Source organism: Paraburkholderia sp. AV2 (assembly GCF_054968425.1).
Genome location: NZ_JBANLK010000019.1, coordinates 71,790 through 98,339, shown reverse-complemented (window position 1 = coordinate 98,339; position 26,550 = coordinate 71,790). Strand labels below are relative to the sequence as shown.

At 62.4% G+C, this 26,550-nt stretch carries 21 protein-coding genes; 13 read left to right on the top strand and 8 right to left on the bottom strand.

The window, feature by feature from the left end:
* Positions 1 to 87 precede the first annotated feature (87 nt).
* The 6 genes from V8683_RS15540 to V8683_RS15515 all read left to right on the top strand — a co-directional run bounded on the left by V8683_RS15540 (position 88) and on the right by V8683_RS15515 (position 7,236).
* A complete protein-coding gene (locus tag V8683_RS15540) occupies positions 88 to 2,841 on the top strand; it encodes a fimbria/pilus outer membrane usher protein (protein WP_411193262.1) in 2,754 nt (917 codons plus the stop codon).
* Positions 2,842 to 2,866: 25 nt separating this feature from the next.
* Positions 2,867 to 3,994: a fimbrial protein gene (locus V8683_RS15535; protein ID WP_411193261.1), complete on the top strand. Its 1,128-nt coding sequence runs from the start codon at positions 2,867 to 2,869 to the stop codon at positions 3,992 to 3,994.
* Between the two features lie 106 nt (positions 3,995 to 4,100).
* On the top strand, positions 4,101 to 4,649 hold the full coding sequence (locus tag V8683_RS15530; protein ID WP_411193260.1) for a fimbrial protein: 549 nt from the start codon (positions 4,101 to 4,103) through the stop codon (positions 4,647 to 4,649).
* 134 nt (positions 4,650 to 4,783) lie between these two features.
* Positions 4,784 to 5,764: a fimbrial protein gene (locus V8683_RS15525; protein ID WP_411193259.1), complete on the top strand. Its 981-nt coding sequence runs from the start codon at positions 4,784 to 4,786 to the stop codon at positions 5,762 to 5,764.
* Between the two features lie 31 nt (positions 5,765 to 5,795).
* A complete protein-coding gene (locus tag V8683_RS15520; RefSeq protein WP_411193258.1) occupies positions 5,796 to 6,371 on the top strand; it encodes a porin in 576 nt (191 codons plus the stop codon).
* Positions 6,372 to 6,693: 322 nt separating this feature from the next.
* Entirely contained in the window at positions 6,694 to 7,236 is a 543-nt protein-coding gene (locus V8683_RS15515) for a hypothetical protein (protein ID WP_411193257.1), read from the top strand.
* A gap of 30 nt (positions 7,237 to 7,266) precedes the next feature.
* On the opposite strand, the gene V8683_RS15510 is transcribed toward V8683_RS15515, so the two are convergent.
* From V8683_RS15510 to V8683_RS15480, 7 genes are all read right to left on the bottom strand, one after another.
* Positions 7,267 to 7,776 (bottom strand): DUF1697 domain-containing protein, encoded by a 510-nt coding sequence (locus tag V8683_RS15510; RefSeq protein ID WP_411193256.1) that lies wholly within the window; start codon positions 7,774 to 7,776, stop codon positions 7,267 to 7,269.
* Between the two features lie 60 nt (positions 7,777 to 7,836).
* A complete protein-coding gene (locus tag V8683_RS15505; RefSeq protein ID WP_411193255.1) occupies positions 7,837 to 9,378 on the bottom strand; it encodes a methyl-accepting chemotaxis protein in 1,542 nt (513 codons plus the stop codon).
* A 321-nt stretch (positions 9,379 to 9,699) separates the two neighbouring features.
* The gene (locus tag V8683_RS15500) at positions 9,700 to 10,959 is read right to left on the bottom strand and encodes a hypothetical protein (RefSeq protein WP_411193254.1); all 1,260 of its coding nucleotides are present in this window, start codon (positions 10,957 to 10,959) and stop codon (positions 9,700 to 9,702) included.
* A 288-nt stretch (positions 10,960 to 11,247) separates the two neighbouring features.
* Positions 11,248 to 12,201 carry a hypothetical protein gene (locus V8683_RS15495; protein ID WP_411193253.1) on the bottom strand — a complete coding sequence of 318 codons (954 nt, stop codon included), beginning with the start codon at positions 12,199 to 12,201 and terminating at the stop codon, positions 11,248 to 11,250.
* 146 nt (positions 12,202 to 12,347) lie between these two features.
* Complete coding sequence (locus tag V8683_RS15490) at positions 12,348 to 13,775, bottom strand: TolC family protein (protein WP_411193252.1); 1,428 nt, start codon at positions 13,773 to 13,775, stop codon at positions 12,348 to 12,350.
* Entirely contained in the window at positions 13,765 to 15,186 is a 1,422-nt protein-coding gene (locus tag V8683_RS15485; RefSeq protein ID WP_411193251.1) for an HlyD family type I secretion periplasmic adaptor subunit, read from the bottom strand. Before V8683_RS15485 ends, V8683_RS15490 begins: the two co-directional genes overlap by 11 nt.
* Before the next feature lie 2 nt (positions 15,187 to 15,188).
* Complete coding sequence (locus V8683_RS15480) at positions 15,189 to 17,321, bottom strand: type I secretion system permease/ATPase (protein WP_411193250.1); 2,133 nt, start codon at positions 17,319 to 17,321, stop codon at positions 15,189 to 15,191.
* Positions 17,322 to 17,701: 380 nt separating this feature from the next.
* Between V8683_RS15480 and V8683_RS15475 the strand changes: the two genes are divergently transcribed.
* From V8683_RS15475 to V8683_RS15460, 4 genes are all read left to right on the top strand, one after another.
* Positions 17,702 to 18,145 (top strand): (2Fe-2S)-binding protein, encoded by a 444-nt coding sequence (locus V8683_RS15475; RefSeq protein WP_411193249.1) that lies wholly within the window; start codon positions 17,702 to 17,704, stop codon positions 18,143 to 18,145.
* Entirely contained in the window at positions 18,126 to 20,354 is a 2,229-nt protein-coding gene (locus V8683_RS15470; protein ID WP_411193248.1) for a xanthine dehydrogenase family protein molybdopterin-binding subunit, read from the top strand. The genes V8683_RS15475 and V8683_RS15470 overlap by 20 nt, the downstream gene beginning before the upstream one ends.
* A gap of 100 nt (positions 20,355 to 20,454) precedes the next feature.
* Positions 20,455 to 21,432: an AraC family transcriptional regulator gene (locus V8683_RS15465; RefSeq protein WP_411193247.1), complete on the top strand. Its 978-nt coding sequence runs from the start codon at positions 20,455 to 20,457 to the stop codon at positions 21,430 to 21,432.
* 108 nt (positions 21,433 to 21,540) lie between these two features.
* Positions 21,541 to 22,113, top strand: a complete 573-nt coding sequence (locus tag V8683_RS15460) for a hypothetical protein (RefSeq protein ID WP_411193570.1) — start codon at positions 21,541 to 21,543, stop codon at positions 22,111 to 22,113.
* A 22-nt stretch (positions 22,114 to 22,135) separates the two neighbouring features.
* Here the strand turns inward: V8683_RS15460 and V8683_RS15455 are convergent, their stop codons facing one another.
* Positions 22,136 to 22,453 carry a hypothetical protein gene (locus V8683_RS15455; protein WP_411193246.1) on the bottom strand — a complete coding sequence of 106 codons (318 nt, stop codon included), beginning with the start codon at positions 22,451 to 22,453 and terminating at the stop codon, positions 22,136 to 22,138.
* 695 nt (positions 22,454 to 23,148) lie between these two features.
* On the opposite strand from V8683_RS15455, the gene V8683_RS15450 reads away from it, so the two are divergent.
* From V8683_RS15450 to aldA, 3 genes are all read left to right on the top strand, one after another.
* Positions 23,149 to 23,883, top strand: coding sequence for a transposase (locus V8683_RS15450; protein WP_411193245.1), 735 nt, complete (start codon positions 23,149 to 23,151; stop codon positions 23,881 to 23,883).
* 213 nt (positions 23,884 to 24,096) lie between these two features.
* A complete protein-coding gene (locus tag V8683_RS15445) occupies positions 24,097 to 24,462 on the top strand; it encodes a hypothetical protein (RefSeq protein ID WP_411193244.1) in 366 nt (121 codons plus the stop codon).
* Between the two features lie 604 nt (positions 24,463 to 25,066).
* Positions 25,067 to 26,488: an aldehyde dehydrogenase gene (gene aldA / locus V8683_RS15440; protein ID WP_411193243.1), complete on the top strand. Its 1,422-nt coding sequence runs from the start codon at positions 25,067 to 25,069 to the stop codon at positions 26,486 to 26,488.
* The last annotated feature ends 62 nt before the right edge of the window (positions 26,489 to 26,550 follow it).

The following is a 26,550-nucleotide window of genomic DNA, read 5'->3' as shown; positions in this document are numbered from 1 at the left end:
ACTAAACGCTGCGAGGTAGAAGGTCCGTGTGCCGGTGATTTGACGCGTCGGCTGGGGCAGTGCTGCCTGCGGATCTTGATCATAACCATGAGCCATCAGTCACAGTCCCATTTCAATCACGCGTACGCCGGCTCGCTTTCGCTTAGCCAGGCCAGTGTGGCCGTGCTGCTCGCGTTTGCGGCCGCAGCGGCGCAGGCCGGTGATCTTCCCGATGCCAGCGTGGCTCAGCCGGGTGCATCGATCTCGGTGAACGATGTGCAGAGCACTCCGCTGTCCACGTCCGCTGGTCAGCCGGCAACAAGCAACGGAACTCAGGCTACGCCGCAGAACGTGTCTGCGCCTGTTACGGCAGGTGGCAACGCAACTACTGGCGCTACACCGGCCACCCCGGCCGCACCTCAAAGCGTGGAGTTCAATACCCAGTTCTTCAGCGGTACCGGCGCGGCAGGCACGGACATCACCCGTTTCAACAAGGGTAATGTCGCCATGCCGGGCCACTATCGCGCTGCGCTTTATGTGAATGGAGTGTGGATTGGCGTAACCGACGTCACGCTGCGTGAAGTCGACGGGCAAAAGAACAACGTCCAGCCGATATTTGACCGCGATCTGCTCACCCGCGCGGGCGTTGATGTCATGCGCCTGCCGGAAGCGGCGAGCACAAAGCTCGATGCCGTGGCCAAGGGTACCAGCGTTGTGCTGCTGCCCGAGCTGATTCCTCAGGCAACCGCCACGTTCGATCCGGGCGAGCAACGCCTCGACCTGAGCATTCCGCAGGCGGCGTTGAGCCGCAACGCACGCGGCTGGGTCGATCCGAAGTACTGGGACGATGGCGTGACGGCGGCGACGCTGCAGTACAACGCCAACGTCTACCACACGAACGGCAGCGGCTTTTCGACCACGCAGGGCTACCTGGGTCTTACGGCCGGCCTGAACATGGGCGCCTGGCGCTTTCGGTACAACGGCAATATCACGAGTCAGACGGATTCCGGCACGCACGTGCAGAGCATGCAAACGTACCTGCAGCGTTCGTTCACGCCCATCAAGAGCGAACTCACGCTGGGCGACTCGTACACGGACGGCGAAGTGTTCGACAGCTTCGGCGTGCGCGGCGTGCAACTGGGCACGGACGACCGCATGTACCCCGAGTCGCAGAGGGGGTATGCGCCGATCGTGCGCGGCATTGCCAACACCAATGCCAAGGTTCAGGTCAAGCAGAACGGCAACATCATTTATGAAACGACCGTGGCACCGGGCGCGTTCGAGATTAATGACCTGTATCCCACTGGCTATGGTGGTGACCTGCAGGTGGTCGTGACCGAAGCCGACGGCAGCCAGCACGTTTCCTCGATACCGTATGCGGCGCCGGTGAACGCGCTGCGCGAGGGCCGCTGGCGTTACTTCGTGACTGCGGGCGAGTATCGCGATACGAGCATCGACAGCCATCCGTTCGTGTTCGAAGGGACGTTGCAGCGCGGTATCAACAACTTCGTCACGCTGTATGGCGGCCTGATCGGGGCTACGGATTACGTTGCCGGCGAGGTCGGGGCCGCGGTGAACACCCCCTTGGGTGCCTTTGCCCTGGACGTGACCCAGGCGAACACGAACATTCCGCAGATGCCGGGCCGTAGCGGCCAGAGCTTGCGTCTTTCGTATTCGCGCGTGTTCGCGCCGACGGATACTGACGTCACGCTGGCGGCCTACCGCTATTCGACCAGTGGCTACCTGAGTCTCGCGGATGCGATGACGCTGCGCGATTACGCGCAGCGCGGCATCCCCAATACGGACACCGGCATCCAGAAGGGCCGGCTCCAGCTCACGCTGAACCAGACGCTGGGCTCGTGGGGCTCGGTGTATGCGTCCGGCTATGTCCAGAACTACTGGAACCGGCAGGGTACCGACACGTCGTTCCAGGTGGGCTACAACACCAACATCCGCCGGGTGGGCGTAGGCGTTTCGGCCTCGCGCGAGTACGACACCGGCACATCGCGGTGGGACAACCGCTTCATGCTCAATCTGAACGTTCCGCTCGACATCGGCTCGACCATTGCCAACACGACGACGAGCTACACGCACGACTCGCTCACGAATACGGACCAGATCCAGGAGAGCTTCTCGGGCGCGGCAGGCAAGGACAACCAGATCAACTACGGTGCCACGGCGGGCTATACGACCGGTGGCCAGGGTGCAAGCGTGAACGCCAACGCGGGCTACCTCGCGCCGTTCACCCAGGCGCGCGTCAATGCCGGCTATGCGAACGGCTACTCGCAGGTGGGCGGTGGCCTGTCGGGTTCGGTGGTGGCGTACGAGGGCGGTGTTGCGCTCACCTCGCAGACCGGCGACACGATGGCGATAATCGAAGCGAAGGATGCGGTAGGCGCACGCGTGGCCAGCGCGCCGGGCGTGGTGGTCGATACGCATGGTCACGCCATCATCGGCGGCATGATGCCGTACGAACTGAACGACGCGGAAATCGACACGAAGGGCCTGCCGATGGGTGTCGAGCTCAAGAGCACCGAGCAGCACTTCGCGCCGACGGCGGGTGCGGTGGTGCGCGTGAAGTTCGATACGGACTATCGCGGCCAGGCGGTCATCATGAGCCTGCGTCGCACGAACGGAGACGTGGTGCCGTTCGGTGCCGATGTGCTGGATGGCAACGGGAACAGCGTAGGCACGGTAACCCAGGGTAGCCGCGCCATGTTCTTCAGCAAGCAGGCGGCCAACGACCTGACCGTGAAGTGGGGCGAGGGCATTGGACAGAGCTGCAAGGTTCACTACGACATGCCGGTCGCGAAGAAGGGCGAGTCGATGACGACCCAGTTTGCAGACGCGAGCTGCCAGTGAATTGACAAACTTCAAGGCAAGAAAAATGAATTACTTTAGCAATTCAAATCGAAAGTGGTGGGTGTTTGGTGCGCTTCGAAGCATGGCTCTGGCGCTGCTAGTGTGCGTTCCGGTGCTTCATGCGCGCGTCGCGATGGCGGCGGACGCATTGAACTGCAGTACCCCCGTCACAATTAACATTCCCATCTCCGGCTCCATCACAGTTGGGCGAGATGTGCCCGTGGGCACGCAACTCACACAATGGTTTACAGCGCAGGCATGGCCCTACTCAACCTGTCTGGGTACTTTCACTCAGTATATTGGCGTGGGCATAGGATCAGCCGTTGCACCAACGGGGCAGCAGGTGAGCATTGGCGGACTCTCCCTTCCTGTATTTCCGACTAACGTAGCTGGTGTGGGTTACGTCGTTGAGTCGATGTCACGATTCGACTATGTGGTTGGCGGCTGGGACACCGGCTGGAGCAGTTACTCTGCCGTTCCGAGCTCGACGACCATTTATATTGTAGGTAATGACTGGTCGCTCAACCCTCTTTATTACAACGCCGGCTTGGGTGTACAAATAGCCTTTGTAAAAACGGGGCCAATTTCGCCTGGCCAAGTGACGACTTTTCAGGTGGGGACTGGTACTGCTGGCGCAGCTATCGGAACTGGCACGTACAAAACGTTCAGTGGCAGCCCTCTGGCACCTGTCAACGCTACGGGGGCGATAAGTTTCACTCAAGCAAGCTGTACGACGCCTGACGTTACGATTCCACTCGGAACACATTTGACCAGTGAGTTGAAAGGGGCGGGGACTTTCACCAGCGCAGCCAGTTTCAATATCAATATCAATAATTGTCCAGCCGGACTGGGTACTGTGCTCCAACCGGCCATTCAATACCGGATTGATCCTACTACAGCGGTGCTAAATAGCGCGCAATCAGTCGTGGCGTTGGACAGTACTTCGTCGGCTACCGGTGTTGGTATTCAATTGCTGCAAAGTGACGGCTCGACCCCTTACGCTTTAAGCAATAATCAGACATACAGTGGCTACAACACGAGTACCGGTGGTAGCTATACCATTTCGCTCCAGGCTCGTTATTACCAGACTGGTTCCACGGTGGCAGCAGGTCCGGCCAATACGTCAATGACGCTCACCATGACCTACTACTGATTTATCAGTATTCATGACGTGGAAGTCGAGAACGGAAAACTCGGGCAGCCAGGTAAATTCTCCGGGGTTGATTTCCAGGCGTTTCCATTCCTGTTGGAGGATCAATATGTCTAAACTTAAAGCGATTAATGCGAGCGTGGGAAAGCTATTATTTTCTTTTGCTATCCTTATGTCGGTGATGACTGGATCGGCATTCGCTGCGGACGCAACCTTAACGTTCACAGGAACGTTCCTGACGCCGTCTTGCACTATCGATAGTGCAAGTCAGAATCAAACCGTGCCTCTGGGTAGTGCACCGATTTCCAACTTCGCCTCGGTCGGTAGTACCAGCAATCCCACTGCCTTCAATCTGAACCTCACCGATTGCGCACCGGGCACGAATGTCACAATGACGGTGGCGGGTACGATGGATACGGTTCAGAGTGTGTTGCAGAGCACCGGTACGGCTACCGGCATGGGAGTGCAGATTCTGCTTGCGGGTAGCGTCGGCGCGACAACCGGTACGCCAGTTACGTTAAACAACGCGGTCAACCTTGGCGTGGTGGGATCGACGAATGCGATGACGGTTCCGTTTGTCGTCCAGTTTTACAGGCTTAGTACGCTGACAGCAGGTACGGTGGCGGCAACGGCTACGGTGAACTTTACATATAACTGAACGCTTTGAATGATTCGTCACTCAAGTTGCGCTTAGCCTTGTACCAGGGAAGCACTAATTTATCTGTCTCGGAGGGCATCACAGATGTAGCCGAAGGCGTTTTGATGGGAAGTACACGAATGGAAAGCACGCGAATGTTCGCAAAAAAAAGCAGAAAGATCGGGATACAGAGGTTTGTGGCACTGTTGCTGCTCTTTCTCATTTTCGGCCCGAAACCGGCGAATGCCACCTGTACGTTTAATTCTGGAAGTGCCAGCCGGTCTATTAATATTATTGTGCCACTGACGCTGTCCGTGCCTCGCGACACGCCGAACGGCACGGTGATCTACACGTCTGCCAGCACTACTCCGTCAGGAGTGGTCCTCATTACCTGTGCTGGCGGCGAATCCCGAGGTGTTTTGAATCAAATCGGCTCGAACCCTTCATCGGGTACCCAGTTACCCGTTGGTACGAACACCGGTCTTGCGTGGGAGTACATCCTCAACAGCACCACCAGCGCCGCCCGGGCTGCGTACCCTAACGACGCGGCGGCCCCAGATGCAATCATTAACTATGGCAGCTACGACGTTCAGTTCGCCCTCGTGAAGACAGGAGATATTCCGCCAGGGACTACCGTGCCGGGGGGCACAGTGGGTCAGTACGAAGCGGGCGGCATTATTCCCGAGTACGTCGTGCTCAGTAATCCCATCGCCATCACGGAGGTGTCTTGCATGACCCCCGATGTCACCGTGCCGCTGGGTACCCACAAGACAAGCGAATTGTCTGGTGTGGGCACGAGTACAGCGAGTGTCGGTTTTATGATCAATCTCAATAGCTGCCCTTCAGGTATCAATACCGTTTCGTATCGCATCGACCCGGTGACCGCGGTTGTCAACAGCAGTCAGTCCGTCGTGGCATTGGACGGCAGTTCGACAGCGTCGGGCATGGGCGTGCAGTTGCTCAACAGTGACGGTTCGGCACCGCTCCCGTTGAGCAGTTACCAGAAACTGAGTAACTATTTGACCACGGGCGGTAACTATACGATTCCGCTTACTGCGCGCTACTACCAGACTGATTCAACAGTCAGTCCGGGTACTGCTAACTCGTCGATGACGCTCACCATGCAATATCAGTAATCCTCCTGAGAACTGCCTGGTTTACGTTATCGTGAACGACAACATCGGCGCCCAATATTCCATCGCCAATTCAGTCAAGTTCGAAAGCACCAACTATCTGGGTTTCCATTTCGGTGCCCTTCATGGTCTTGGCAACGATCCGGGCGCCTTCCCGAACGGACGCGTGTGGAGCATCGGCGCCGGCTACAAGATCGGCCCGTTTACCATTGCCGCTGCGTATGACCAGATGGACAGCGACCCGGGTGCGGCCGCGCTTTCGTCGCCCGCCGTTACGGTGCCCTACGGCGCAAGCCTGCAACACACCTATGGCTTGACGCCAGCGCTCGCCCTGGTAGGCAACTATACGTATAGGTGGGCCAACACGTCCGGCTCGGTTACGGAATCGAGCAGCCCGAAGTGGAATTCGGTCACGCTCGGCGTGGACTATTCGCTCAGCAAGCGTACGGATGTCTACTTCGCCGGTGTGTATCAGCACGCATCGGGCGACGTGTACGACAACGGGCAGGGTGATGTGGTGGGCAATGCAACGTCTATCGCAGGTCTGCTGCCAGCGTCATCCACGCCCAATCAGGTGGGCGTGACGGCGGGCATGTGCCATCGTTTCTAAACCGGCATGAAATTGGCGAGGCGTCGGGCCTCGCGTCGCCAACTCATTGCTGAGGCAATCAAACGTTTACCTGCGCACCGCCTGGTGCGCGAATGAATTCGTCTGCCATGCAAAACGAACGGCTCCGGTGCGAGACGACTTGGTGCCTTTGCCGGTTTCGACTATAAAGAAAAGGATCCCTTAATATTGCTGCGGTGTTTGCCTGCCTCCATGACTTCAGGCTGGCGGGCGGGTTAGCCGTTTCACGGGCCGAAGCGAGACCCGGCGCGCTGATCCGTATCCTGTGAAGTGTGATGTTTTGAATCCTTGCAGGATGAAAATCATGCTCACGAAAGGCCATCGCGAACCACGCTGGGCTACCAGCGTGATCTGTCTCGCCCTGAGCGGCAACGCCCTTGCGGAGGGCGTTGCCGACGGCGCGTCCGCTGGCGTGCTGCTTGCCTCGATTGCGCCGCTGCCCATGGAGGTCGTTTCGCCCATACCGGAGCCGGGCCAGTACGTCTTCCGCTACGCTTTGCAATATTCGTCTTACCAGGAGGCCACGGCCGGGCTCAGTCCTTCCGACTTTTATGCCGCTTCGCCCGAAACGTTTGGGCGTGCTGCCGTGCCGTCGTCTTCCGGTTCCTCGCATCTGCAACAGCAACCGCAAGCAACATCCGTGGAGAGTGGGTTCGGCACGGTGGCCTCGTCGGCTTCGCTGCTGAGCCTGCTTCAGTTGTCGGATGAAGGCACGGGCTCAGCCGCACATACCACGCGCCGGCTTGCGATGATGGTCAACGACTGGCGCGTTTCCGCCAGTGCGCACCTTTCCGTCACGCACGGCCACGATACGGGAGCCGCCGTTTCGCTCCAGCACAAGTTTTGAGGGGTTGACGCGCGGCGGGTTATCTTCGCCTCATTGCGCTGCCCATTCGGCTAGCGTGGCGATGGTATTCATGTTGCGTGCTGTGCCCGCCTTTGCTGCCGGAATCCGGAGCTTCGAGCGTGCCATGCCGTCCGGGTAATGGACGTAGATCTCGCGTTTGCCGAGCGCGATTGCTTCGGTGCCGAGGCCGCTTATGTGCGCCAGCGTGTCGGCGGGCGGCGGCGCGTCGAGAAAGATCGCAACTGTTCGGTTGAGTGCCGCCGTGGTGAACGGATTGGCGCGCAGCACCGCGGCCAGTTCGCCGCCCGTGCGAACGAGCACGCCGACCGGTTTGCCGGCGTACCCGTCGAGGCGGCGTTCGAGCGCGGACTTGGCCTTCGCTTCGGAAAGCGCACTGGCAAAGACGAGGTTGCCGCTTGCGATATAAGTGCGTACGTTCGCAAAGCCGATGGCTTCCGCCATCGCGCGGAGTTCCGCCATGGGGAGTTTGCCGGTGCCGCCCACATTCACGGCGCGCAGGAAAGCGACGTAGGTTTGCATTCGGCAATTTTATGACGTTTTGCCAGCGCGCACCGCTGGTGGTGTACGCCGGCCGTGTGCTCAGGCGACCTTGAAGCCCCCCGTCAATTCGCGCAGCGTGTGGGCCTGATCGGCAAGGGAGGCCGCCGCTGCCGCGCATTGTTCCACGAGCGCGGCGTTCTGCTGCGTCACCTCGTCCATCTGCGTGATCGCGAGACCAACCTGCTGGATGCCTTCGCTTTGTTCGCGCGACGCCTGTGCGATCTCGCCCACGATGCTCGTCACGCGCGTTACCGCCGTCTCCACCTGTTGCATCGTCCCGCCTGCGCTCTCGACCAGACTCGCGCCGCGCTCGACACGCGACGTGGATTCGGCGATCAGCGCGCCGATTTCGCGCGCCGCCGTTGCCGAGCGTTGCGCGAGGCTGCGCACTTCGCCCGCCACGACGGCGAAGCCGCGGCCTTCGTCGCCGGCGCGCGCCGCTTCGACGGCCGCATTGAGCGCGAGGATGTTGGTTTGGAAGGCGATGCTCTCGATCGTGCCGATGATGCCCGTCATCTGTGCGGAGCCCGTATGGATCGCGCGCATGGTCTCGATCACGCCGCTCATGGCGTTGCGGCCATTCGCCGCGAGATTCGATGCGTCGCGCGCAAGACCGCTCGCCTGCTCGGCGTTGACCGCGTTCAGTTGGACCGTGGCCGTGAGCTGTTCCATGGCCGAAGCGGTTTCGCCCAGTGAGGCAGCCTGCTCCTCGGTGCGCTGCGAGAGATCCTGATTGCCCGCTGCGATCTCCTGCGTGGCAGAGGCGATGGCCTGGGAGCCGGTGCGCACCGAGGCCACCGTGCCCAGCAGGCGCTCCTGCATCGCGCCGAGCGCGTGCAGCAGCGTGCCCATCTCGTCGTTCGCGCGCACGGTCACGCGGGTGCTGAGGTCACCCGCGGCGATGGCGTCGAACTGGTGCAGCGCGCTCGTGAGCGGCGTCATGATCGCGCGGCGCAGGGCGCGCCAGCTCAGGAACGCCACGCCCAGCGCGAGCACGATGCTCGCCGTGCAGGTGGCGAGCATGGCGTGAAAGAGGCTCGTGGAATGGGCTTCCGTTTGCGTCGCTTGTTCGTCCAGATAGCGCTCCAGCGCGCTCTGGCTCGCGTTCATTGCCGTGTAGAGCGCGATCAGATGCTGCGCGCGGCTCTCGTCCATCCACCCCGTGTTGCCGCTGCGGATCGCTGCGATCAGGCGGTCGACGCCGTCGTGGCGCACGGCGTTGCGCTTCGCGTCCAGGTCGTCGGTGAGGGCGGCGAGCTCCAGCGTCTTCGGCAGCGCGCGGAAATCGGCCCAGTGACGGTCGGATTCCGCGAGCAGGCCGTTGGCCCGGTCCAACTGCATGCCTAGCTGTGGCGACTGCGGATTGGCGATTGCCCAGTCCAGTCCGAAGCGGGCGCGCGACATGGCCGTGCCCGACTTGCCGAGGGCGACCACCGACGCGTAGTGAGTCTCATAGGCCTCGTGCTGGGCTCGGTCGCTTTCGGCCATGCCGACGATGCCGATCACGCCGGTCGCGATCAGCAGCAGGGCGAGGAACGCGATCGTGGCGGCGATGCGCGCGTTGAGCGTGAGGTTTTTCATTGTGGGAGGGGGCGGGTTGCCAGGTCTCGCTTACGTTTCTTTGATGGAACAAAGATCCAATCATGGAATATATAACGGCAGAAAGCGGGCGTTATTTAGCCCCGATCCTGGCTATGGCAGGCATTCCAGGGAAAACGAGGGGTTGGATGGCGATAAGCGCGGTGCCGAGCCAGATAGCCTTCCGCGGAAGCTCCGGCCTGTCCTCTTGCTGTAATGACAGGCCGGCTTGGCGGATCGGGCGAAGAAGACGAGACTCAATCTTCCTCTGCTGATCGTTGACGGTGGGAAACGCGTACCGTCAGACGGTACGCTCGCCTTCGCTTACTGATGCGCCGACGCGAACAGGGACGGCTGAGTTGCCGTTTGCGTCATCGTCGGCGACGAGACGCTGGCGGCTCCGCTTGAGTAGGTGGCCATGGCGGCAACCAGTTGCGCGGTCTGCGTGTCGGAAACCGAGGCGCCCAGGCTGCTGCCCACACCCGAATTCTGCAGTGTGGCGCTCGATCCGTTGAAGTTGAAGACCGTGCCCGACGTAACGTCGCTGATCGTGGCGATGTTTCCGTTGCCAAGCTGCAGGGTCAACACCCCGTTGACGAACTGTTCCGCGCCCGCTCCAGCCATGCTGCTGTTCAGCACGATCTCTCCGGATTCGACCGTTAGCGAGGCAGATCCGATCTGCACTGCCTGGCCATACCGCGCGGACAAATCGTAGTTCATGTTGATCGAATTGCCCGAGCCAGTCAGGGCGAACGAGTTACCGGAGGTTGCGTCAATCGTGTCGTTGACGGCGTTGATGGTATAGCCGGCGCCGTCGAGGCTAATGTAGTCTGCACTCGAATCCGCAACGATGGTGCCGTTTGTGCCGTATGCGTATACGGTACTTCCCTCAGCTACGGCTATGTAGGAGCTGTCACCGTGATCATAAACAGTGTTGCCAATGCTGCTGTTCCAATAATTGGATTCTCCCCACAGTTCCCCTTGCGTATCACTACTGGCGTTAACCGAGTTTTCGTTGCCACTGACGTCGAGCGATGTGTTGTTATTCAGGACGATGACATTGGAATCTCCTTGCAGGCTCAACAAGTCTGTTTTCGAGGCGTCCTGGTCGGTGCCGACGTTGAAGACCCCATTGTTCATGTATTCGACGGAGTTTCCGGACCCTTGCAGCGCGAGCGACACGGGGCCTGATTGGGCGTTCATAACGTGGTCTTCAATAATTTCGTTATTGTTACCCGAGACCGTTGCCGTTGTCGTTCCCACACCGGAGAATCCGACGATATCGATGAGATCGTTGTCCGCGTTGACGCGGGTACCGGTGCTGCCTTGCAGGAAAATCGAATCGTCGCCCCGGGTTGCGTACACGATATCATTCGCACCGGTCAGCCACACGTCGCTATTATTTGCACCAACGGTAATCGTATCGCCGTCGGCATAATCGCTAAGCTGGACGCCAGTCCCGGCAAATACCGTGTTTCCACTACCAGAAACAAGAAGTGAAGAACCGCTTGCGCCTGTATCAATAATGGTGTCCCCTGTTCCCGTGACCTCGCATCCCTGAGCGCCGTTCTCGACAATAACCATGTCGGAAGAGCCGTTCAGGTAGAGTCATGCGCCGCTTTGTATATCAAACGTGGCATTGTCCGTCGTGTACGAAGCATCGGACGTAACTTCAATGATGTTACTCATGAGATTTCCTCGATTTAATTGAACATGCGTTTTTATCGACTCGATTCCCGACGGCGTTGCTGGATTCAGGTCCAGCGGCGGCGAGGTCCGATCGCTCGACCCACATGGACATGCAGGTCGAGGTGATATGGGCCAACTACTAGGGCGTGGTTGGCCTTGCTACGGTTGCCTAATTGCGGTTGCCTAATGATGCGAAGCGGCAAGCAGAGGTGCCGAAGCCGCCGAATCTTGCGTCGTGAGCGTCGACGAAACACCAGCGGGAGCAGCGGCGTAGGAGGCCATCGACTGGACGAGCTGTTGTGCCTGCGGATTGGCTGATGCACCAACGCCTGCGCTTTGCAGCCCGGGGTTTTGCAATACCGACCAGGTAGCGTTACCCGATGCGTCGATAGATTCAACCGACGTTCCCGCTTGAAGGTTGCCGACGCCAAGAATATTCCCGTTGCCGAGATTTATATATGCGCTGCTGTAGGACAGTATGTTGGAATTCAGGCTGGCGCCGCCGAGAAGCACAATTGTGTTTCCGTTCTCGATAAATGAACCGGAACTTGTCGCGACGGAAACTGACTCGATTGGGCAGTTATTTTGATCGACGCTTTGGCCGATGTTGATCGAGTTGTTTGAACCATTCACACTGAGTTGTACCGAGTAGCTGGACTGTACGTCAGTGCTGGCACTGATCGAGTTACCGTTCCCATTGATGGTCATCACATGCGTCGTAGCGCAAAGATCGATTACGTCATTGTTGCCGCTTACCGTATTTGCATCGAAAGCGGTAATCTGGGTACCCCCTTGTGTAGCATTAATGGTGGAATTCGAGCCAGCGGCATAGACCCAGCTGTTTGCGCCAACAGTGATAGTGTCGCTAGCGGCGTTGTCAGTAACGTGGCTGTTAGCGCCGAGAGATACGGAGTTGTTCGCACCGTACATCACGGCGCTAGCACCGTTGATGCTCGACCCGTTGAGCGCATTGCCTGTTCCCTCGATATTCACATAGCTGCCGCTGCTTTCAAGCAACACCGTATTCGACGACCCGAATATCTCCAGAAAGCCGCTAGTCGCAGCGTCGTCAAACATCGCATCGTCCGTGGTGTATGTGGTATTGGGTTGCGTAACTTCATAGAACGAAATGCTCATAAATACTCCCATTTGAGTTGAGCATGATTAATCGATCCGGATTTCCGGATCGGACTGATGGAAGCTGCGCCATGGCAGCGCAGCTTCCGCAACTGCAATTTCTAAACTGTTTCTGTTGTGAGTCGGGCGCTGGAACTATCGCGTCGCTACAAATCCTCCCGCCCCAGCGTCCCCAATTTCGCTGCCAGGTTCACCCGCGCGTTATCCCAGTCCGCCAGCGCCTGAACGCGCCGCTGCCTTGCATTGGCCAGCGCCGCCTGCGTGTTCATCAATTCGAGGATGTTCCCCACGCCCGCGTCATAGCGATGCTTCGCCGCATCCCACGAACGCTGCGCAATCGCCAGCAGGTTTGCGCTGTTCTCCGCGTTTTTCGTCGCGCCCGTGAGCGTCTGGTAACTGCTCCACACATCCAGCGCGACCTGCCGCTTCGCGTCGTCCACCGCGTCCTGCTGCCGCTCGGCCTGGGCTCTCGCCTGATCAACCTGGTAGTGCCGACCGAATCCCTCGAAGAGCGGAATGCTCAACTGCACGCCGATATAGGCGTCGTGACCCGTCGCCGGATACGTCGGCATCCCGAGCCCCAGGCTCTGCGGCTGGTTGTTGCGGCTGTACTTCGCCACGAGGCTGAGGGAGGGCAGGCCCTGCGCGCGCGTCTGCGAGACTTTCGCCAGCGCCGCTTCGTACTGCGCCTGCGCGGCCCGCACCGTCGGATGCGTGTCCTGCACGTCGCGGATCATCTGCGTGACCGGTTCGCTGAAGGTCTTGCCCGTGTCCGCGTTTTCGGTCACCGGCGGCACGTCCAGCGGAATATCGGGCATGAGGCCCATGTCGGCGGCGAGCGTGCCCAGCGCCGTCTGTGCGTCGCTTTGCGCCTTCGTCAGGCTGAATACCGCCTGCTCGTGCTGCGTCTGTGCCTGCAGGGCGTCGGTGATGGGGGCCACGCCCTTGTCGGTCCGCGCCTGGGCGGCAATCATGCTCTGGCGTGTCATGTCCTCGACGTCGCTGGCCGCCACAAGCTCGCCGATTGCCGCCTGAGCCGCGTAGTAGTCCTTGGCAGCTGTCGCAAAAAAATTCTGCAGGGTGGCGTCCTGTGTCGCCCGCGCCGCGTCGAGCAGTGCGTTCGCGTTGCGCAACGCCGCCTCGCGCCCTCCGAAGTCGTACAGCAGCCAGTTCAGGCTTACGCTCTCCGCATGCACGGTCGATTCGATATCCGAGCCCAGCAGCGGGTGGTTGTCGACATCGATCACCGAGTGGTCGCGCATCCCCTGAAGGTTGGCCGATATCTGCGGCAGGTAGGCCGCGCGCGCCGCTCCGACGCCGGCCGCCTGGGCTTTCACGGCCGCCCAGGCTTCCCGCGTCTTCGGGTTGTTGCACAGCGTGCGTTCGACTGCCTCCGAGAGTCGCAGCGGACGGCCCGGCGCCGTGTCGAACCCGCATGCCGGGTCCATGGCGCCCGCCGCGGTCGCGGAGATGTTCTGTTCCGCGCGCAGCACGTCGAAGGCGTGCGCGATACCGCTCAAGACGGCCAGGCCGGCCAGCAGCGCGAGCCGTGCTGTTCTTCTCCTAGCGCTCACGCATCCCCTCCTGGGCGGTCTGCAGCAGCGGATCGAGAAAGTACCCGACCACGCTGCGCTTGCCCGTGCGGATGTCCGCCGTCACCGCCATGCCGGGCGTGAGCGTGATCCAGCGGTTGTCCACGCGGATGCGGTTCGTTTCCAGCCGGATACGCACCGGAAACGTCAGCCCGAGCTTTTTGTCCTGCACCGCGTCGTTCGAAACTTCGGTGATGGTGCCGTTCAGATAGCCGTAGCGCGTGTACGGAAACGCCTCGACTTTCACTGCCGCGCGCTGGCCCACCTGCACGAATCCCACGTCCTTGTTCTGAAGCTTCGCTTCCACCTCCAGTGCGTCGTCCGGCACGATCTCCATGAGCGATTGCGCCGTGGTCACCACGCCGCCCAGCGTATGCACCGAAAGTTGCTGCACGGTGCCCGCCACCGGCGCGGTGAGGCTCATGAGCGACTGGCGTGTCTGCGCCTTGGTTTCGTCGTCACGGCTTTGCGTGAGCTGCTGCGTAGCCTTCTCCAGATCGTCGAGCTGGTCGTGCCGGAACTTCGAGGCGGTCGCCTCGACCTGTGCGCGCTGCTCCGCAATCCCCGCCGCCAGTTCGTTCGCATGGCTGCGTTGTGCTGTGAGCTCGTTTTCCTTGTCCAGGGCGCTTTGCTCCTTGTCGAGATAGTCGTTGCGCGCGACGTATTTGTCCGCGACGAGCGCCCGGTACGCATCGGCCTGCTGGCGCGCGAGCGGGGCGGTTGCCACGAGCTTGGCGATCTCCGCGCGCGTGCTGTCGAGCTCCGCCTGGCGTTTTGCCAGTTCCGCCTGTTCGCTCTCGTACTGGTCGCGGTATTCGAGCCACGCGCCTTCGGCCTGGCGCTGCGCATCCTGCATGCGGGCCTCGGGCGCATCGTCGACGTTCGCCACCACGGGCGGCTTGCCGTCGCGCTGGGCCGCGAGCAGGGCGTTCGCGCGTGCCGCAGCCAGGGCGGCATCGAGCCGCGAGGCGTGAGCCTTGTCGGCATCGGCGGCGGCCTGCGTCGTGTCCAGTTTCATGAGCAACTGGCCGGCTGCGACCCGTTCGCCGTCGCGCACACCGATCTCTCGCACCACGCCGGTGATCGCCGGCTGGATCGTCTTGACCCGCGCGTCCGGAATGAACTCGCCGCTGGCCGTCACTACAATGTCCAGCCGCCCGAACACCCCGATCAGCAGCACGCTTACGGTGAGCGCCGCCAGCGCGCGCATCGTCCAGCGCGGCGCGGGATGCACGGGCGTCTCGACCAGTTCGAGTTCGGCGGGCAGGAAGGCGAGCTGGTCGGCATCGCGCGCGGACCTTTCCAGTTCCCTGCGTACATCCCACACGGCGCGCCACACCGCGGCGTAGCGCCTCACGAGATCGGCGAACGCCCGAAGTTTCATCGGTTTCATGCTCAGGCGTCCTGCAGGGAGACGAGGTGGGCGTAGTAGCCGCCGTGACGCAACAGCGCGTCGTGATCGCCCTGCTCGACGATCCGGCCGTGGTCCATGGCGATGATGCGGTCCGCGTGGCGCACGGCGGAGAGGCGGTGCGCGATGATGATGACCGTGCGCCCCGCGCAGATCGCTTTCATGTTGTCGCGGATGATGCGTTCGGTCTCGAAGTCGAGCGCGCTGGTGGCCTCGTCGAAGATGAGGATGCGCGGACTCGTGAGCAGCGCCCGCGCAATGGCGAGGCGCTGGCGCTGGCCGCCCGAGAGGTTGCTGCCGTGTTCGCCCACCACGGTGTCGTAGCCTTCGGGCAAGGCGCAGATGAAGTCATGGGCACCCGCGAGCTTCGCGGCGTGAATCACGGCTTCGAGCGGCACGCCCGGATCGGAAAGCGCAATGTTCTCGCGCACGGAGCGGTTGAAGAGCAGGTTCTCCTGCAGCACGACACCCACCTGCCGGCGCAGCCACGCGGGATCGGCCAGCGCGAGATCCTGGCCGTCGATGCGCACCATGCCCTGTTCGGGCACATAAAGCCGCTGCAGCAGCTTGGTGAGCGTGCTCTTGCCCGACCCGGAGCGGCCCACGATGCCGATCACCTGGCCCGCCCGGATATCGAACGAGACGCCGTCGATCACGGGCGCCGCATCCGGACGATAGCGGAAGCGGATGTTGTCGAACGAGACGTCACCGCGAATGGGTGGCAGGGCCTGGCGCGTCTGCGGAATCTCGGTGCGCGTGTTCAGGATGTCGCCCAGGCGCAGCATGGAGATGCCGATCTGCTGGAAGTCCTGCCAGAGTTGTGCGAGACGCAGCACCGGCGCGCTCACGCGCTGGGACATCATGTTGAAGGCGACGAGTTCACCCACGGAAAGCCGCCCGTCGATCACGAGCCGCGCGCCGATGAAGAGCGTGCCGAGCGTCACGAGCTTGCCGACGAGCTGGATCAGCTGCTGGCCGACGTTGCCGAGCTGGTTCACGCGGAATCCCGCGCTCACATAGGCGGCAAGCTGCGACTCCCAGCGCCGGATGAACTGCGGCTCGACGGCCATGGCCTTCACCGTCTCGACGCCCGAGACCGACTCCACGAGGAACGACTGGTTGTCGGCCCCGCGCGCGAACTTCTCGTTCAGCCGCGAACGGAACGCGGGCACGAGCAGCGCGGAAACGAGCCCATACACGGGCAGCGAGGCGACGACGAGCAGCGTGAGCCACACGCTGTAAACGCACATCACGCCGATGAAGACGAACGAGAACGCCAGGTCGATGACGGCCGTGAGCGCCTGTCCGGTGAGGAAGTTGCGGATGTTTTCCAGCTCGCGCACCCGGGCGACCGTATCGCCCACGCGGCGCGCGCCAAAGTAGGCGAGCGGCAGGGCCACCAGATGCCGGAACAGCCTGGCACCGAGTTCAACGTCGATACGGTTCGTGGTATGGGCGAACACGTAGTTGCGCAGGCCCGTGAGCAGCACCTCGAACACGGAAGCCACCAGCAGCGTCATGCACACGACGTTCAGCGTGCTGTAGGTGCGGTTCACGAGCACCTTGTCCATCACGACCTGAAACATGAGCGGCGAGACGAGGCCGAAGAGCTGCAGCACCAATGACACGCCCAGCACTTCCAGCAACAGTTTGCGGTAGCGGACGATGGCGGGGATGAACCAGGAGAAGTCGAAGCGGGCGAGTTCGCCCGCGAGCGACGCCCGTGACGCGAACAGCAGCATCTGGCCGGTACTGCGCGCGGCAATCTCTTCGAGCGGTTTGATCGTGGGTGCCGGCGCGCCCGGCTCCAGGATCAGCCCGGTCTTGCCGTCGGTCTTCGCGAGGATGAAATGACGGCCGTCGCGGTCGAGCACCAGGGCCGGTAACGGTGTGCTGCCGAGCGTCGCGGGCCGCAACGCGACGATGCGCGCCTTCAGGCCCAGGCTGCGGGCCGAGAGCACCAGATCCTTGCCGGTGAAGCGGCCGGTGCCCACTGCGGCCGCGTGTTTGAGCTGGGCCGCGTCGGCGGCAATGTTGTGGAAGCGGGCGATGGTCACGAGCGCGGCGAGCCCCGGATCCTCGACATATTTTACTTCGTTATCCTGATTTTTGGTCATCGAGAAACAGGCAACAGAGATAGCGATAGGGCCATCGCAGCATCACATACGGAACCATTCGCAATCGTGTTCCGCAAGTGTTAAGCGATCACCGAACAGCGCAGAGCTTAATCGATCCCTGATTTGAGAAATAGCTTGTTTGGGCAAGACGGATCCTGGAATTGCAAGACTTTCATTTAATGTTGGCCCCGTCAAAAACGTATGCAAAACGAAAGCTTTGTGCGGCGCTAGCCGCCTTCTTTTCGCCGGTTTGCTGGACGATCGGCAACCGAATCGGGCGGCGATGTCATTGCAGCCCGGATCGTCCGCGCGAAGAATTTCGTCTATTGCGTTCGTCGTGCAAGACCACCTCGGGCGCCAACATTTTGCGGAGACCAGGTATGCAATTCACACTGAACGGCGCGCCCTTCACGTTCGAAGGCGATCCCGACACGCCCCTTCTGTGGGTGATTCGCGACGCGGCCGGCCTCACCGGCACCAAATACGGTTGCGGCATTGGCGCGTGCGGCGCGTGTACCGTGCACCTGGAAGGCGAGGCGACGCGTTCGTGCGTGCTGCCGGTTTCCGCCGTCGCGAGGCACGCCATCACGACGATCGAAGGGCTCTCGCCCGACGTCACGCATCCCGTCCAGCAGGCCTGGATCCGCAAGGACGTGCCGCAATGCGGCTATTGCCAGTCGGGCATGGTGATGGCCGTGGCCGCGTTGCTCAGGCAGCATCCGCATCCCACCGACGCACAGATCGACCAGGGCGTGACGAATCTGTGCCGCTGCGCGACCTATCACCGTATTCGCGAGGCGGTTCATGTCGCAGCCAATTCCTGAGCGGGCAATGGCCGCGGCCGCGCCCCGCGGGAGCCGGCGCGACTTCCTCAAGACTGGCTTCGTGGCGGCGGGCAGTCTCGTGCTGCCGCTCGCGTGGAGCACGCACGCGCATGCCGCGGACGGCGCCTCTGCCGCAGATACGCCGCGAGGCTCGGGCTTCCACGAAATCAACGACTGGGTACGTGTGGACCCGGACGGCCGCACGATCATCGGTCTTTCGCAGTGCGAAGTGGGGCAGGGCGTGTACACCGGTCTGCCCCAGGTGCTCGCGGACGAAATGGACGCCGACTGGCGTCTCGTGAGCGTGGAGTTCGTGACGGGCCGCAACGCCTATCGCATCTCGGCGGCGAACGAGATGCCGCAGCAGTTCGTGGGGGCGTCGATGTCCGTGACGATGTTCTATACGTGGCTACGCACAGCCGGCGCACAGGCGCGCGAGGCGTTTCTCACGGCCGGTGCGCAGCGGCTCGGCGTGCGACCGACGCAATGCGCGACGAAGAGCGGCCGCGTGATTCATCGGCAGACGGGCCGGTCCGTGGCCTACGGCGAGCTGCTGGCCGACGTCGCGAAGCTGCCGCTCGATTCGCAGCCGCGCCTGAAGCCGGAATCGGCGCACACGCTGATCGGCCAGCCGCTGCACAAGCTCGACGTGCCGGCGAAAGTGAGCGGCCGCGCGCAGTTCGGCATCGACGTGAATGTGCCCGGCATGCTGCATGGCGCGTTGAAGATGGCGCCCACGCTGAACGGCAAGCCCGTGGCCGTGCGCAATCGCGATGCGGTGCGTGCGATGCCCGGCGTGGTCGAGGTGGTGCAGGCAAAGGACGCCGTGATCGTGGTGGCCGCTTCGTACTGGCAGGCGAAGAAGGGTTGCGACGCGCTTGACGTCCAATGGGACGCCGCCGGCGTGACCCCGTTCGACAGCGCCACGATCCTCGCGCAGCGCAAGGCGGCGCTGATTGCGGAGCAGGCCGTGGTGGCCACGCGTATAGGCGATGCGCCCGCGCGCCTGGAGGGGGCGCCGGCGATGGTCGAGGCCGACTATCACACGCCGTACATCGTTCACGCGACGCTGGAGCCGGTCAACGCGACCGTACACGTGCGCGAGCACGATATCGAGGTCTGGGGGCCGGTCCAGGGGCAGGACAAGGTGCGCTGGACGCTCTCCGCCCTCTTCAAGGTGCCCTCGGACAAGGTGATCGTGAACACCACCTTCCTCGGCGGCAGCTTCGGCCGCAAGTACGTGCCCGACTTCGTGATCCATGCAGCGGTGGCCTCGAAGGCCGTGGGGCGTCCCGTCAAGGTGATCCGTTCGCGCGAGGACGACATTCGCCACGGCTTCTATCGCCCCGGTGTTTCTGCCCGCATGCGCGCGGCGCTCGGCGCCGACGGTTATCCGGAAGCCATGCACCTACGCGTGGTGGGGCAGTCGCTCTACTGGTCCATCAAGCGCGACTACTTCGAAAAGGCCGGCGGCTGGGACGAGACCATGCTCGACGGCCTCTACGACCTCGGCTACCGCGTGCCGAACCTGCTCGTCGATTCGGTCAATGTCACGCAGCCGATTCCCGTCAGCTTCATGCGCAGCGTGGGCAGCACCTCCAGCGTGTTTTTCCTCGAGAGCTTCGTCAACGAACTGGCGCGCGCGGCGAACATCGATCCGTTGCAGTACCGGCGCACGATGCTGCGCGACGATCCGCTCGCCCTGCGCGTGCTCGACCAGACCGCGGCGAAGGCGAACTGGTCCGGCAAGCCCGTCGCGGGCGTGCATCGCGGCATCGCGTACTGCCTCTACACGGGGCGCGGTGGCGGGTTCACCACCTACGTCGCGACCATCGCCGAGCTGCGCATGGTGGCGGGCGAGGCGAAGCTCGAGCGCGTGGTCTGCGGCATCGACTGCGGGCGCGCGATCAACCCGATGCTGATTGAAGAGATGGTGGAGGGCGGCATCGGCTTTGCGCTCACCAACACGTTCCGGAGCGAGATCACGTTCAAGGACGGCGCGGTGGAGCAGCAGAATTTCACCGACTATCCGCTGCTCGGGCTTTCGCAGATGCCGAAGATCGAGGTCGTGATCGTCGGGAGCGACCGCGATCCGCAGGGCTGCGGCGAGGTGGCGTTGCCGCCTGTCGCCCCCGCCGTGGCCGAGGCGCTTTATCAGGCGACCGGCGCGCGCCTGCGCACGATGCCGCTCGATCAGACGCTCGTTTGAGGCCCGGCGCGGTCTTTCACCCACCACGGCAATCGGATATCGTGACACTCGCGATAGCGGGTATCCAGCAGCGCTGCTGGCATTGGGAAGGGAGTCAGAGATGTCGATAGACCTGTTGAGCGATGCCCTCGCGGACTTGCGTGCCGATGCTGTGGTGACAGGCCATTTCTCGCTCACGGCGCCATGGGCGTTCTTGAAGCCGGCCATGAACGGTGTGGTGTTTCGCACGGGCTTTGGCAGCCCGTTCTACATCGTGCTGGAGGGTATGGCGCCGGTGCGCGTGGAGGCGGGCGATTTCGTGCTGCTGCCGCACGGGCATGAGCATGTGCTTGCGTCGGCGCCCGATGTCGAACCGGTGCCCTTCGATGACCTCATGGCGAACCAGGGCATCCACCCGAGCTACGACACGCCGCTGCACTTCACCGCTGGCGGCGGAGGCGCGGCGAGCGACCTGTACACGGGTATCGTGGTCTATCGCGAAGCCGTGCGCAGTCCGCTCTTCAGGGTGCTGCCGCCGCTCATCCACGTGCGGGCGAACGATCCGGCGGTGGGCCCCTGGCTCGCGAGCACGCTGATGGCGTTCATTCGCGAATCGATGGCGTGCCAGCCCGGCTGGGCCGTCGCGGCGGCGCGGCTTGCCGACGTGCTGCTCGTGCAGCTGCTGCGGGCGCATCTCGCCTCGGCGGCCAGCCACACGGGCTGGCTGCGCGGCCTCATGGATCCGCAGATCGGCAAGGCGATCGCGCTCTTGCACCGGCATCCCGAACGCGACTGGACCGTCGAAACGCTCGCGGCGGCAGCCGGCATGTCGCGCTCGCGCTTTTCCGCGCGTTTTGTCGAGCTCGTCGACGATACCCCGATCGGCCATCTAACCTCGTACCGCATGTATCTGGCGAGCGGTGCGCTGCGCGATACGCGGCGGCGCCTGATCGAAATTGCGGAAAGCGTGGGCTACGCCTCCGAAAAGGCCTTTATTCGCGCATTCCGGCGCTGGTCGGGCATGGCGCCCAAGCAGTACGCGCGCAACCTGCGCGATCCCTACGACATGGCGAAGAGCGAGTCCGGCCGCGTGGCGTGAGCGGCTCTGGCGACGGAGCAGGCGCCGGGCGGGCGGGGCGAGCGCAATCGTCACGGAAAAACGCGATAAACGGTATATACTGTTTGCTTTACAAGTTCAGTGAACAGCATGAACGAACCGACTCTGCGTAAGCCCACCAAGAAAGCTTTCTATTTCCCGACGTCTGCCGAAGCTCGCGACGAAAAGTCGGCGGTCAAGGCCACTAAAACAACCAAGGCGACCAAGGCCGCCAGGACCACGAAGGGCGCGAACGCCAAGGAGAAGCCCGTGCAAACCGTTAAGAAGACTGCTGCGGTGGCAACTGAAGCCGTAACTGACGCGGCGACCGCAGCCACAACCGACGCCGCACCCGAGGTGGCGGCGAAGGGCAAGGCCCGGCGCGCGAAGAAAGAAGACGTGAAGAAAGACGTCAAGAAGGAAAGCGCGAAGAAAGAGGGCGTCAAGAAAGAGAGCGTGAAGAAGGAAAAGGTCGTGCGCGACAGCTTCACGATGCCGAAGGCCGACTACGAAAAGATCGCGACGCTCAAGAAAAAATGCCTCGACGCCGGCATTACGGTGAAGAAGAGCGAACTGCTGCGCGCAGGTCTGATGCTGCTCGATTCGACCTCCGAAAAGCGCTTGCTTGCCGCCGTCGCTGCCGTCGAAACCGTGAAGACCGGGCGGCCTGCCAAGTCGGCCTGATTTGGGCCATGCTGCGTGGCTTTCAGGTCACGCTCGCCTGCAGTACCGCGCCAACCCAGGCGCCGAACGCAATCCCGGCTACGCGGGCGCCCATGAGGGCGCCGTGCGGCTCGCGGTGTGCCCAGACGTAGTGCCGGCCACGCTCGCGCCAGAGCTGGCAGAGCGGCCCGATCAGAAGCGCTGTCCCGGCAATCGCCACCGGTATCCCGACTGCCAGCAGATCGCCGGCCGGATGACCGGAAGGGATGTCAAGATACCGGAAGCAGACCACCACGGTGGCCGTGGTAAATGTCGCCACGAGAATCTCTGCGAGCAGCCGCTCGATCCGGTTCATTCCCATGGTCAATGTCCGCCTCTCGACAATCCGTCCTTGGTTTCCCGCTGCCGGTAGTGCGCATCTCGATCCGTTTCGAGAATCATGGCTGACCGACTCCATAACGAATTACCTGCCCCGGCGGCCGTGGCGGGCGTGCTGCCATGGAAAGCGTTGCGAGGCGCTGCAATTGCTCGTCGTAACCGTGCAGCGCCGCAAATCGCCTTGCGATAACGGGGCAATCAGGCGGGGCCGGCCTCCACCAGACGTGATGCCGTCCTTCGGCTGTACGCCGCAGCAGGCCCTGCGCGACACATACGTTTAGCAAATGCTGAACGGTTGCCGTTCCCGCATTGAGCCGGCACATGATTTCTGCCCGCGTGCACCGTTCCCCCTCGGTTATGCAGGCGAGCAGGCGCGCTACGGAGAGGATGTTTGCGGTGTCCATGATGTTCCATCATAGTCGTCGCGAATCATCCGTGATCGTTTGCAGTAGCGTAGCCGAGAGCGCACGCGCGCCATTCACGCAGATCTGTCAGAAATACCTGACAGATCTGGCCGCTAGCGGAAATGATTTGGTATCTGAAATAATTTAATTCGCATAACAAAGATTAATCCTTGACATTGCTCACCCTCAAAACGAAAACTCGTGTCATCGTTGGCAGGGTGATCGGAAGATCGCCGCGCTTCCCCTACTACAAGAACATTCCCGGCGAAAATTCATGGCCCGACTGCCCCGCCTCTACATTCCCGGTGAGCCCCAACATGTCCTCCTGCAGACGATCGCTGGACAGACCGCCTTCTGCGACGACGACGACCGGCAACTCTATCTCGATCTGCTGGCGCGCGCGGCAGATCGACGTCGGTTGGCGATTCATGCGTGGGTGTTACTCCCCCGGGCTGTCCGGCTGGTCGTTACACCGTCGGACACCGGCAGTCTGCCACTCACATTACAGGACGTTAACCGCGGCTATGTCGCCGGTTTCAACCGGCGTTGCCAGCGCCACGGCACCCTCTGGGAAGGGCGCTATCGCGCCACGGTGATCGAACCGGAACGGTACCTGATCGACGCCTGCCGCGATGTGGAATTCGCTCCGGTTCTGGAGGGGCTTGTAGGCCAACCCGGAGACTACCGGTGGTCCAGTTACGCTCATCACGTCGGTCTGTGTACCGACCGGCTGATGGTTGACCACGTGCTTTACCGGGTGCTGGGCAATACCTCCTTCGAGCGTCAACACGCCTGGCGGCGGCGATCTGAAGCGCCGCTCAGCGCGCAGACAACGGAGGAACTGATGGAGGCTACCCGTAAGGGTTGGGTGCTGGGCAGCCGCGACTACCTGGATCGCGTGGGCCATAGGGCCAACCGGAGAGTCGAGCGCCTGCCTCGCGGCCGGCCGCCGAAATCGCGCCGCATCATTGTTCACGTATCGGCATCGGCCCCGCGATCCACTGAATGACAACTTGCGCTTTAAATTGAAGCGTTCCCTTCTTTAACCCATGAGAGGCGAGTGAGACGCTTGCCAGGAAAAGTCCTCATCGTAACGGGCGCCAATGAAGGCACAGGCAGCGCGCGAACCGATAAGGATCGTTAAATAAACTTCACGGTAGCGATGTTGCTGCTGAATCCCCGCGGCCTACCATGGTTGACATGCACGTCGCGCTCTCGGGCGATGCGTGCGACCAACTTGAACAAACGGGAGATTGCGATGAAGCTTGCTATCGTACCTGGTGTGATTGCGGCCCTTGTGGGCCTGAGTTCAGCGTGGTCCGTCGCGGCGAATGCGGCGCCTTTGACTCGGCACGAGTGCACGTCGTATCCGTTCGTCCAGTCGGGCGACGTGAACCATCGCCGGCTGGAACGCGAATTGCGCGAACTGGAATCCGTCGGCTATGTGCCGGAGCCGAATGACGTGACGTATCCTCAGGACATCCAGGGAGCGGAGGCCCGCTTGCACGCCAAATACGAGCGTGACTGCGTGCGCACCGGCATCGTCTCGCCCCATGCGGGAGCGGCGCCGAAAGCGGGTTCGATCTGAGGCCTGCAAATGCCGTTTGTGTCTTTCGCGCGTGCTGACACGCGTGTGTTCATCGCACCCCCGAGCAAGGCACGGGGGTGCGATGCCCGCCCGATCCGGAACGCCTTGCAAGCCGCTCAGCACCAGACGACGCGGTCATAGGCGACGGTGCGCCGGTAGACATTTTTGCCGCGCCAGCTCGAATACTCCATGTAGGCGCAGTCCAGTACAACGATCCAGTTGGTCACTCGCATTGCAATCCCCCATTATTTCTATCCGGGTCATGGCGCCCGGCTGTGGTCCGGTCTCGAAACCAGTCTATGGTGCGTGACCCTGACGCGATGTCCCGATGAGACGCGGATATCGCGGCCAGTTCCTGCGTTCGACGCGCACGCCTGGTCAAGCGTCGGGTCCGCACGCCGCCACGCTCCGGGGAAACCCGCGACCCCCTGCCTGTTGCGTAGCATCGGGCGTTCCAGCATGCGTTTTTCGCATGCTCGTCTCGACAAATAATCGTTTGTGGCCCTTTTCTCGTCGTCCGATACTGCCGTAACTCTTGCGGCGGCAGCGCTGGAGGCCCTTTGGACGGCCTTGCGGCGCGGACGCGACGAACCGGCACCCCACGATGAGATCAGACCACAACTTCATAGACGGACAGTTCGTTCCCGCACACGACGAACGCATTGCCGTGCACAATCCGGCGACGGGCGAACTCGTCGGCCACGTGAGCGCGGCGAGTGCTGCCGATGCCGCCCGCGCCGTGGAGGCCGCCGTGGCGGCGCAGCGCGCATGGCGCCGTTTGCCGGCCGCGGAGCGCGGCGCATTGCTGGCCCGTTTCGCGGACGCGATCGAAACGCGCGCGCCCGCGATCGGGGCGGTGCTGGCGCTGGAGTCCGGCAAGAGCGTGGCCGACGCCACGGCCGAGGCGCGCTACGCCGCCGAAATCCTGCGCTATCACGCGCAATGGGCCCGCCGTATCGAAGGCGAGGTGATCCCGAGCGACAGCGCCAATGAAAACCTGATCCTGATGCGCGAGCCGATTGGCGTCGCGGCCTGCTTGATCCCTTTCAATTTCCCGATTTACACGCTGCTGCGCAAGATCGCGCCTGCGCTCATCGCGGGCAACGCGGTCGTCGTGCGGCCGAGCAACAACACGCCGTGCTCGGCGTTCGAAGTCGCACGCGCCGCGCAGGACGCGGCGCTGCCGGCGGGCCTCGTCAACGTGCTCGCGATGGACCACGAGACGGCGGCAGCGCTCTGCACGCACCGCGGCGTGGGCATGATCACGCTCACCGGCAGCGTGGCGGCGGGCCGCAAGGTGCTCGACTACTGCAAGGAAAACATCGCGAAGCCTTCGCTGGAGCTGGGCGGCAAGACGCCGGCGATCATCGAGGCCGACGCCGACCTCGAAGCGGCCGCCACGGCGATCGTGCGCTCCAAGACCACGCACTGCGGTCAGCTCTGTACGGCGATCGAGCGCGTTTATGTGCAGCGCGGCGTGCACGACCGCTTCGTCGCGCTGCTGCGCGAGAAGATGGCAGCGGTGCACTTCGGCGACCGCGCGGTGGACGAAACGCGTATGGGCCCGCTCGTGAACGCGAACGCGCGTGCAACGGTGCACGCGATGGTGCAGCGCGCGCTGGCGGACGGCGCGGTCCTGGAGACGGGCGGCCACCTGCCCGAAGGCGCCGGCCACTTCTATCCGCCGACGCTCCTTACCCAGTGCCGCCAGGACATGGAGATCGTGCAGGAAGAGATTTTCGGCCCGGTGCTGCCGGTGCTGGCCTACGACACGTTGGAGGACGCACTGCGCATGGCGAACGATCACCAGTTCGGCCTTTCGTCGGTGCTCTATACGGAGCGTTATCGCACGGCGATGCGCGTGGCCAACGAGATCGAAGCAGGCGAGCTCTACGTGAACCGCACGCCGGCCGATCCGTACCAGGGCTTCCATGCTGGCTGGAAGCGCTCGGGTCTGGGCGGCGACGACGGCAAACACGGCATGCTCGAATTCACGCAGACGCGCCTTGTCGTGATGCCGTTCTAATCATTCGGGTTCCTGATGGTTCCCTGATCGATGGTTGCAGGGTGCCCGCTAGAAGCGGCGCC

Bases quoted from the DNA above. Each gene is read 5' to 3' on its own strand.
- V8683_RS15540 (WP_411193262.1), top strand. From the start codon at position 88: ATGAGCCATCAGTCACAGTCCCATTTCAATCACGCGTACGCCGGCTCG.
- V8683_RS15535 (WP_411193261.1), top strand. From the start codon at position 2,867: ATGAATTACTTTAGCAATTCAAATCGAAAGTGGTGGGTGTTTGGTGCG.
- V8683_RS15530 (WP_411193260.1), top strand. From the start codon at position 4,101: ATGTCTAAACTTAAAGCGATTAATGCGAGCGTGGGAAAGCTATTATTT.
- V8683_RS15525 (WP_411193259.1), top strand. From the start codon at position 4,784: ATGTTCGCAAAAAAAAGCAGAAAGATCGGGATACAGAGGTTTGTGGCA.
- V8683_RS15515 (WP_411193257.1), top strand. From the start codon at position 6,694: ATGCTCACGAAAGGCCATCGCGAACCACGCTGGGCTACCAGCGTGATC.
- V8683_RS15510 (WP_411193256.1), bottom strand. From the start codon at position 7,776: ATGCAAACCTACGTCGCTTTCCTGCGCGCCGTGAATGTGGGCGGCACC.
- V8683_RS15505 (WP_411193255.1), bottom strand. From the start codon at position 9,378: ATGAAAAACCTCACGCTCAACGCGCGCATCGCCGCCACGATCGCGTTC.
- V8683_RS15500 (WP_411193254.1), bottom strand. From the start codon at position 10,959: ATGGTTATTGTCGAGAACGGCGCTCAGGGATGCGAGGTCACGGGAACA.
- V8683_RS15495 (WP_411193253.1), bottom strand. From the start codon at position 12,201: ATGAGCATTTCGTTCTATGAAGTTACGCAACCCAATACCACATACACC.
- V8683_RS15485 (WP_411193251.1), bottom strand. From the start codon at position 15,186: ATGAAACCGATGAAACTTCGGGCGTTCGCCGATCTCGTGAGGCGCTAC.
- V8683_RS15480 (WP_411193250.1), bottom strand. From the start codon at position 17,321: ATGACCAAAAATCAGGATAACGAAGTAAAATATGTCGAGGATCCGGGG.
- V8683_RS15475 (WP_411193249.1), top strand. From the start codon at position 17,702: ATGCAATTCACACTGAACGGCGCGCCCTTCACGTTCGAAGGCGATCCC.
- V8683_RS15470 (WP_411193248.1), top strand. From the start codon at position 18,126: ATGTCGCAGCCAATTCCTGAGCGGGCAATGGCCGCGGCCGCGCCCCGC.
- V8683_RS15465 (WP_411193247.1), top strand. From the start codon at position 20,455: ATGTCGATAGACCTGTTGAGCGATGCCCTCGCGGACTTGCGTGCCGAT.
- V8683_RS15460 (WP_411193570.1), top strand. From the start codon at position 21,541: ATGAACGAACCGACTCTGCGTAAGCCCACCAAGAAAGCTTTCTATTTC.
- V8683_RS15455 (WP_411193246.1), bottom strand. From the start codon at position 22,453: ATGGGAATGAACCGGATCGAGCGGCTGCTCGCAGAGATTCTCGTGGCG.
- V8683_RS15450 (WP_411193245.1), top strand. From the start codon at position 23,149: ATGGCCCGACTGCCCCGCCTCTACATTCCCGGTGAGCCCCAACATGTC.
- V8683_RS15445 (WP_411193244.1), top strand. From the start codon at position 24,097: ATGCGTGCGACCAACTTGAACAAACGGGAGATTGCGATGAAGCTTGCT.
- aldA (WP_411193243.1), top strand. From the start codon at position 25,067: ATGAGATCAGACCACAACTTCATAGACGGACAGTTCGTTCCCGCACAC.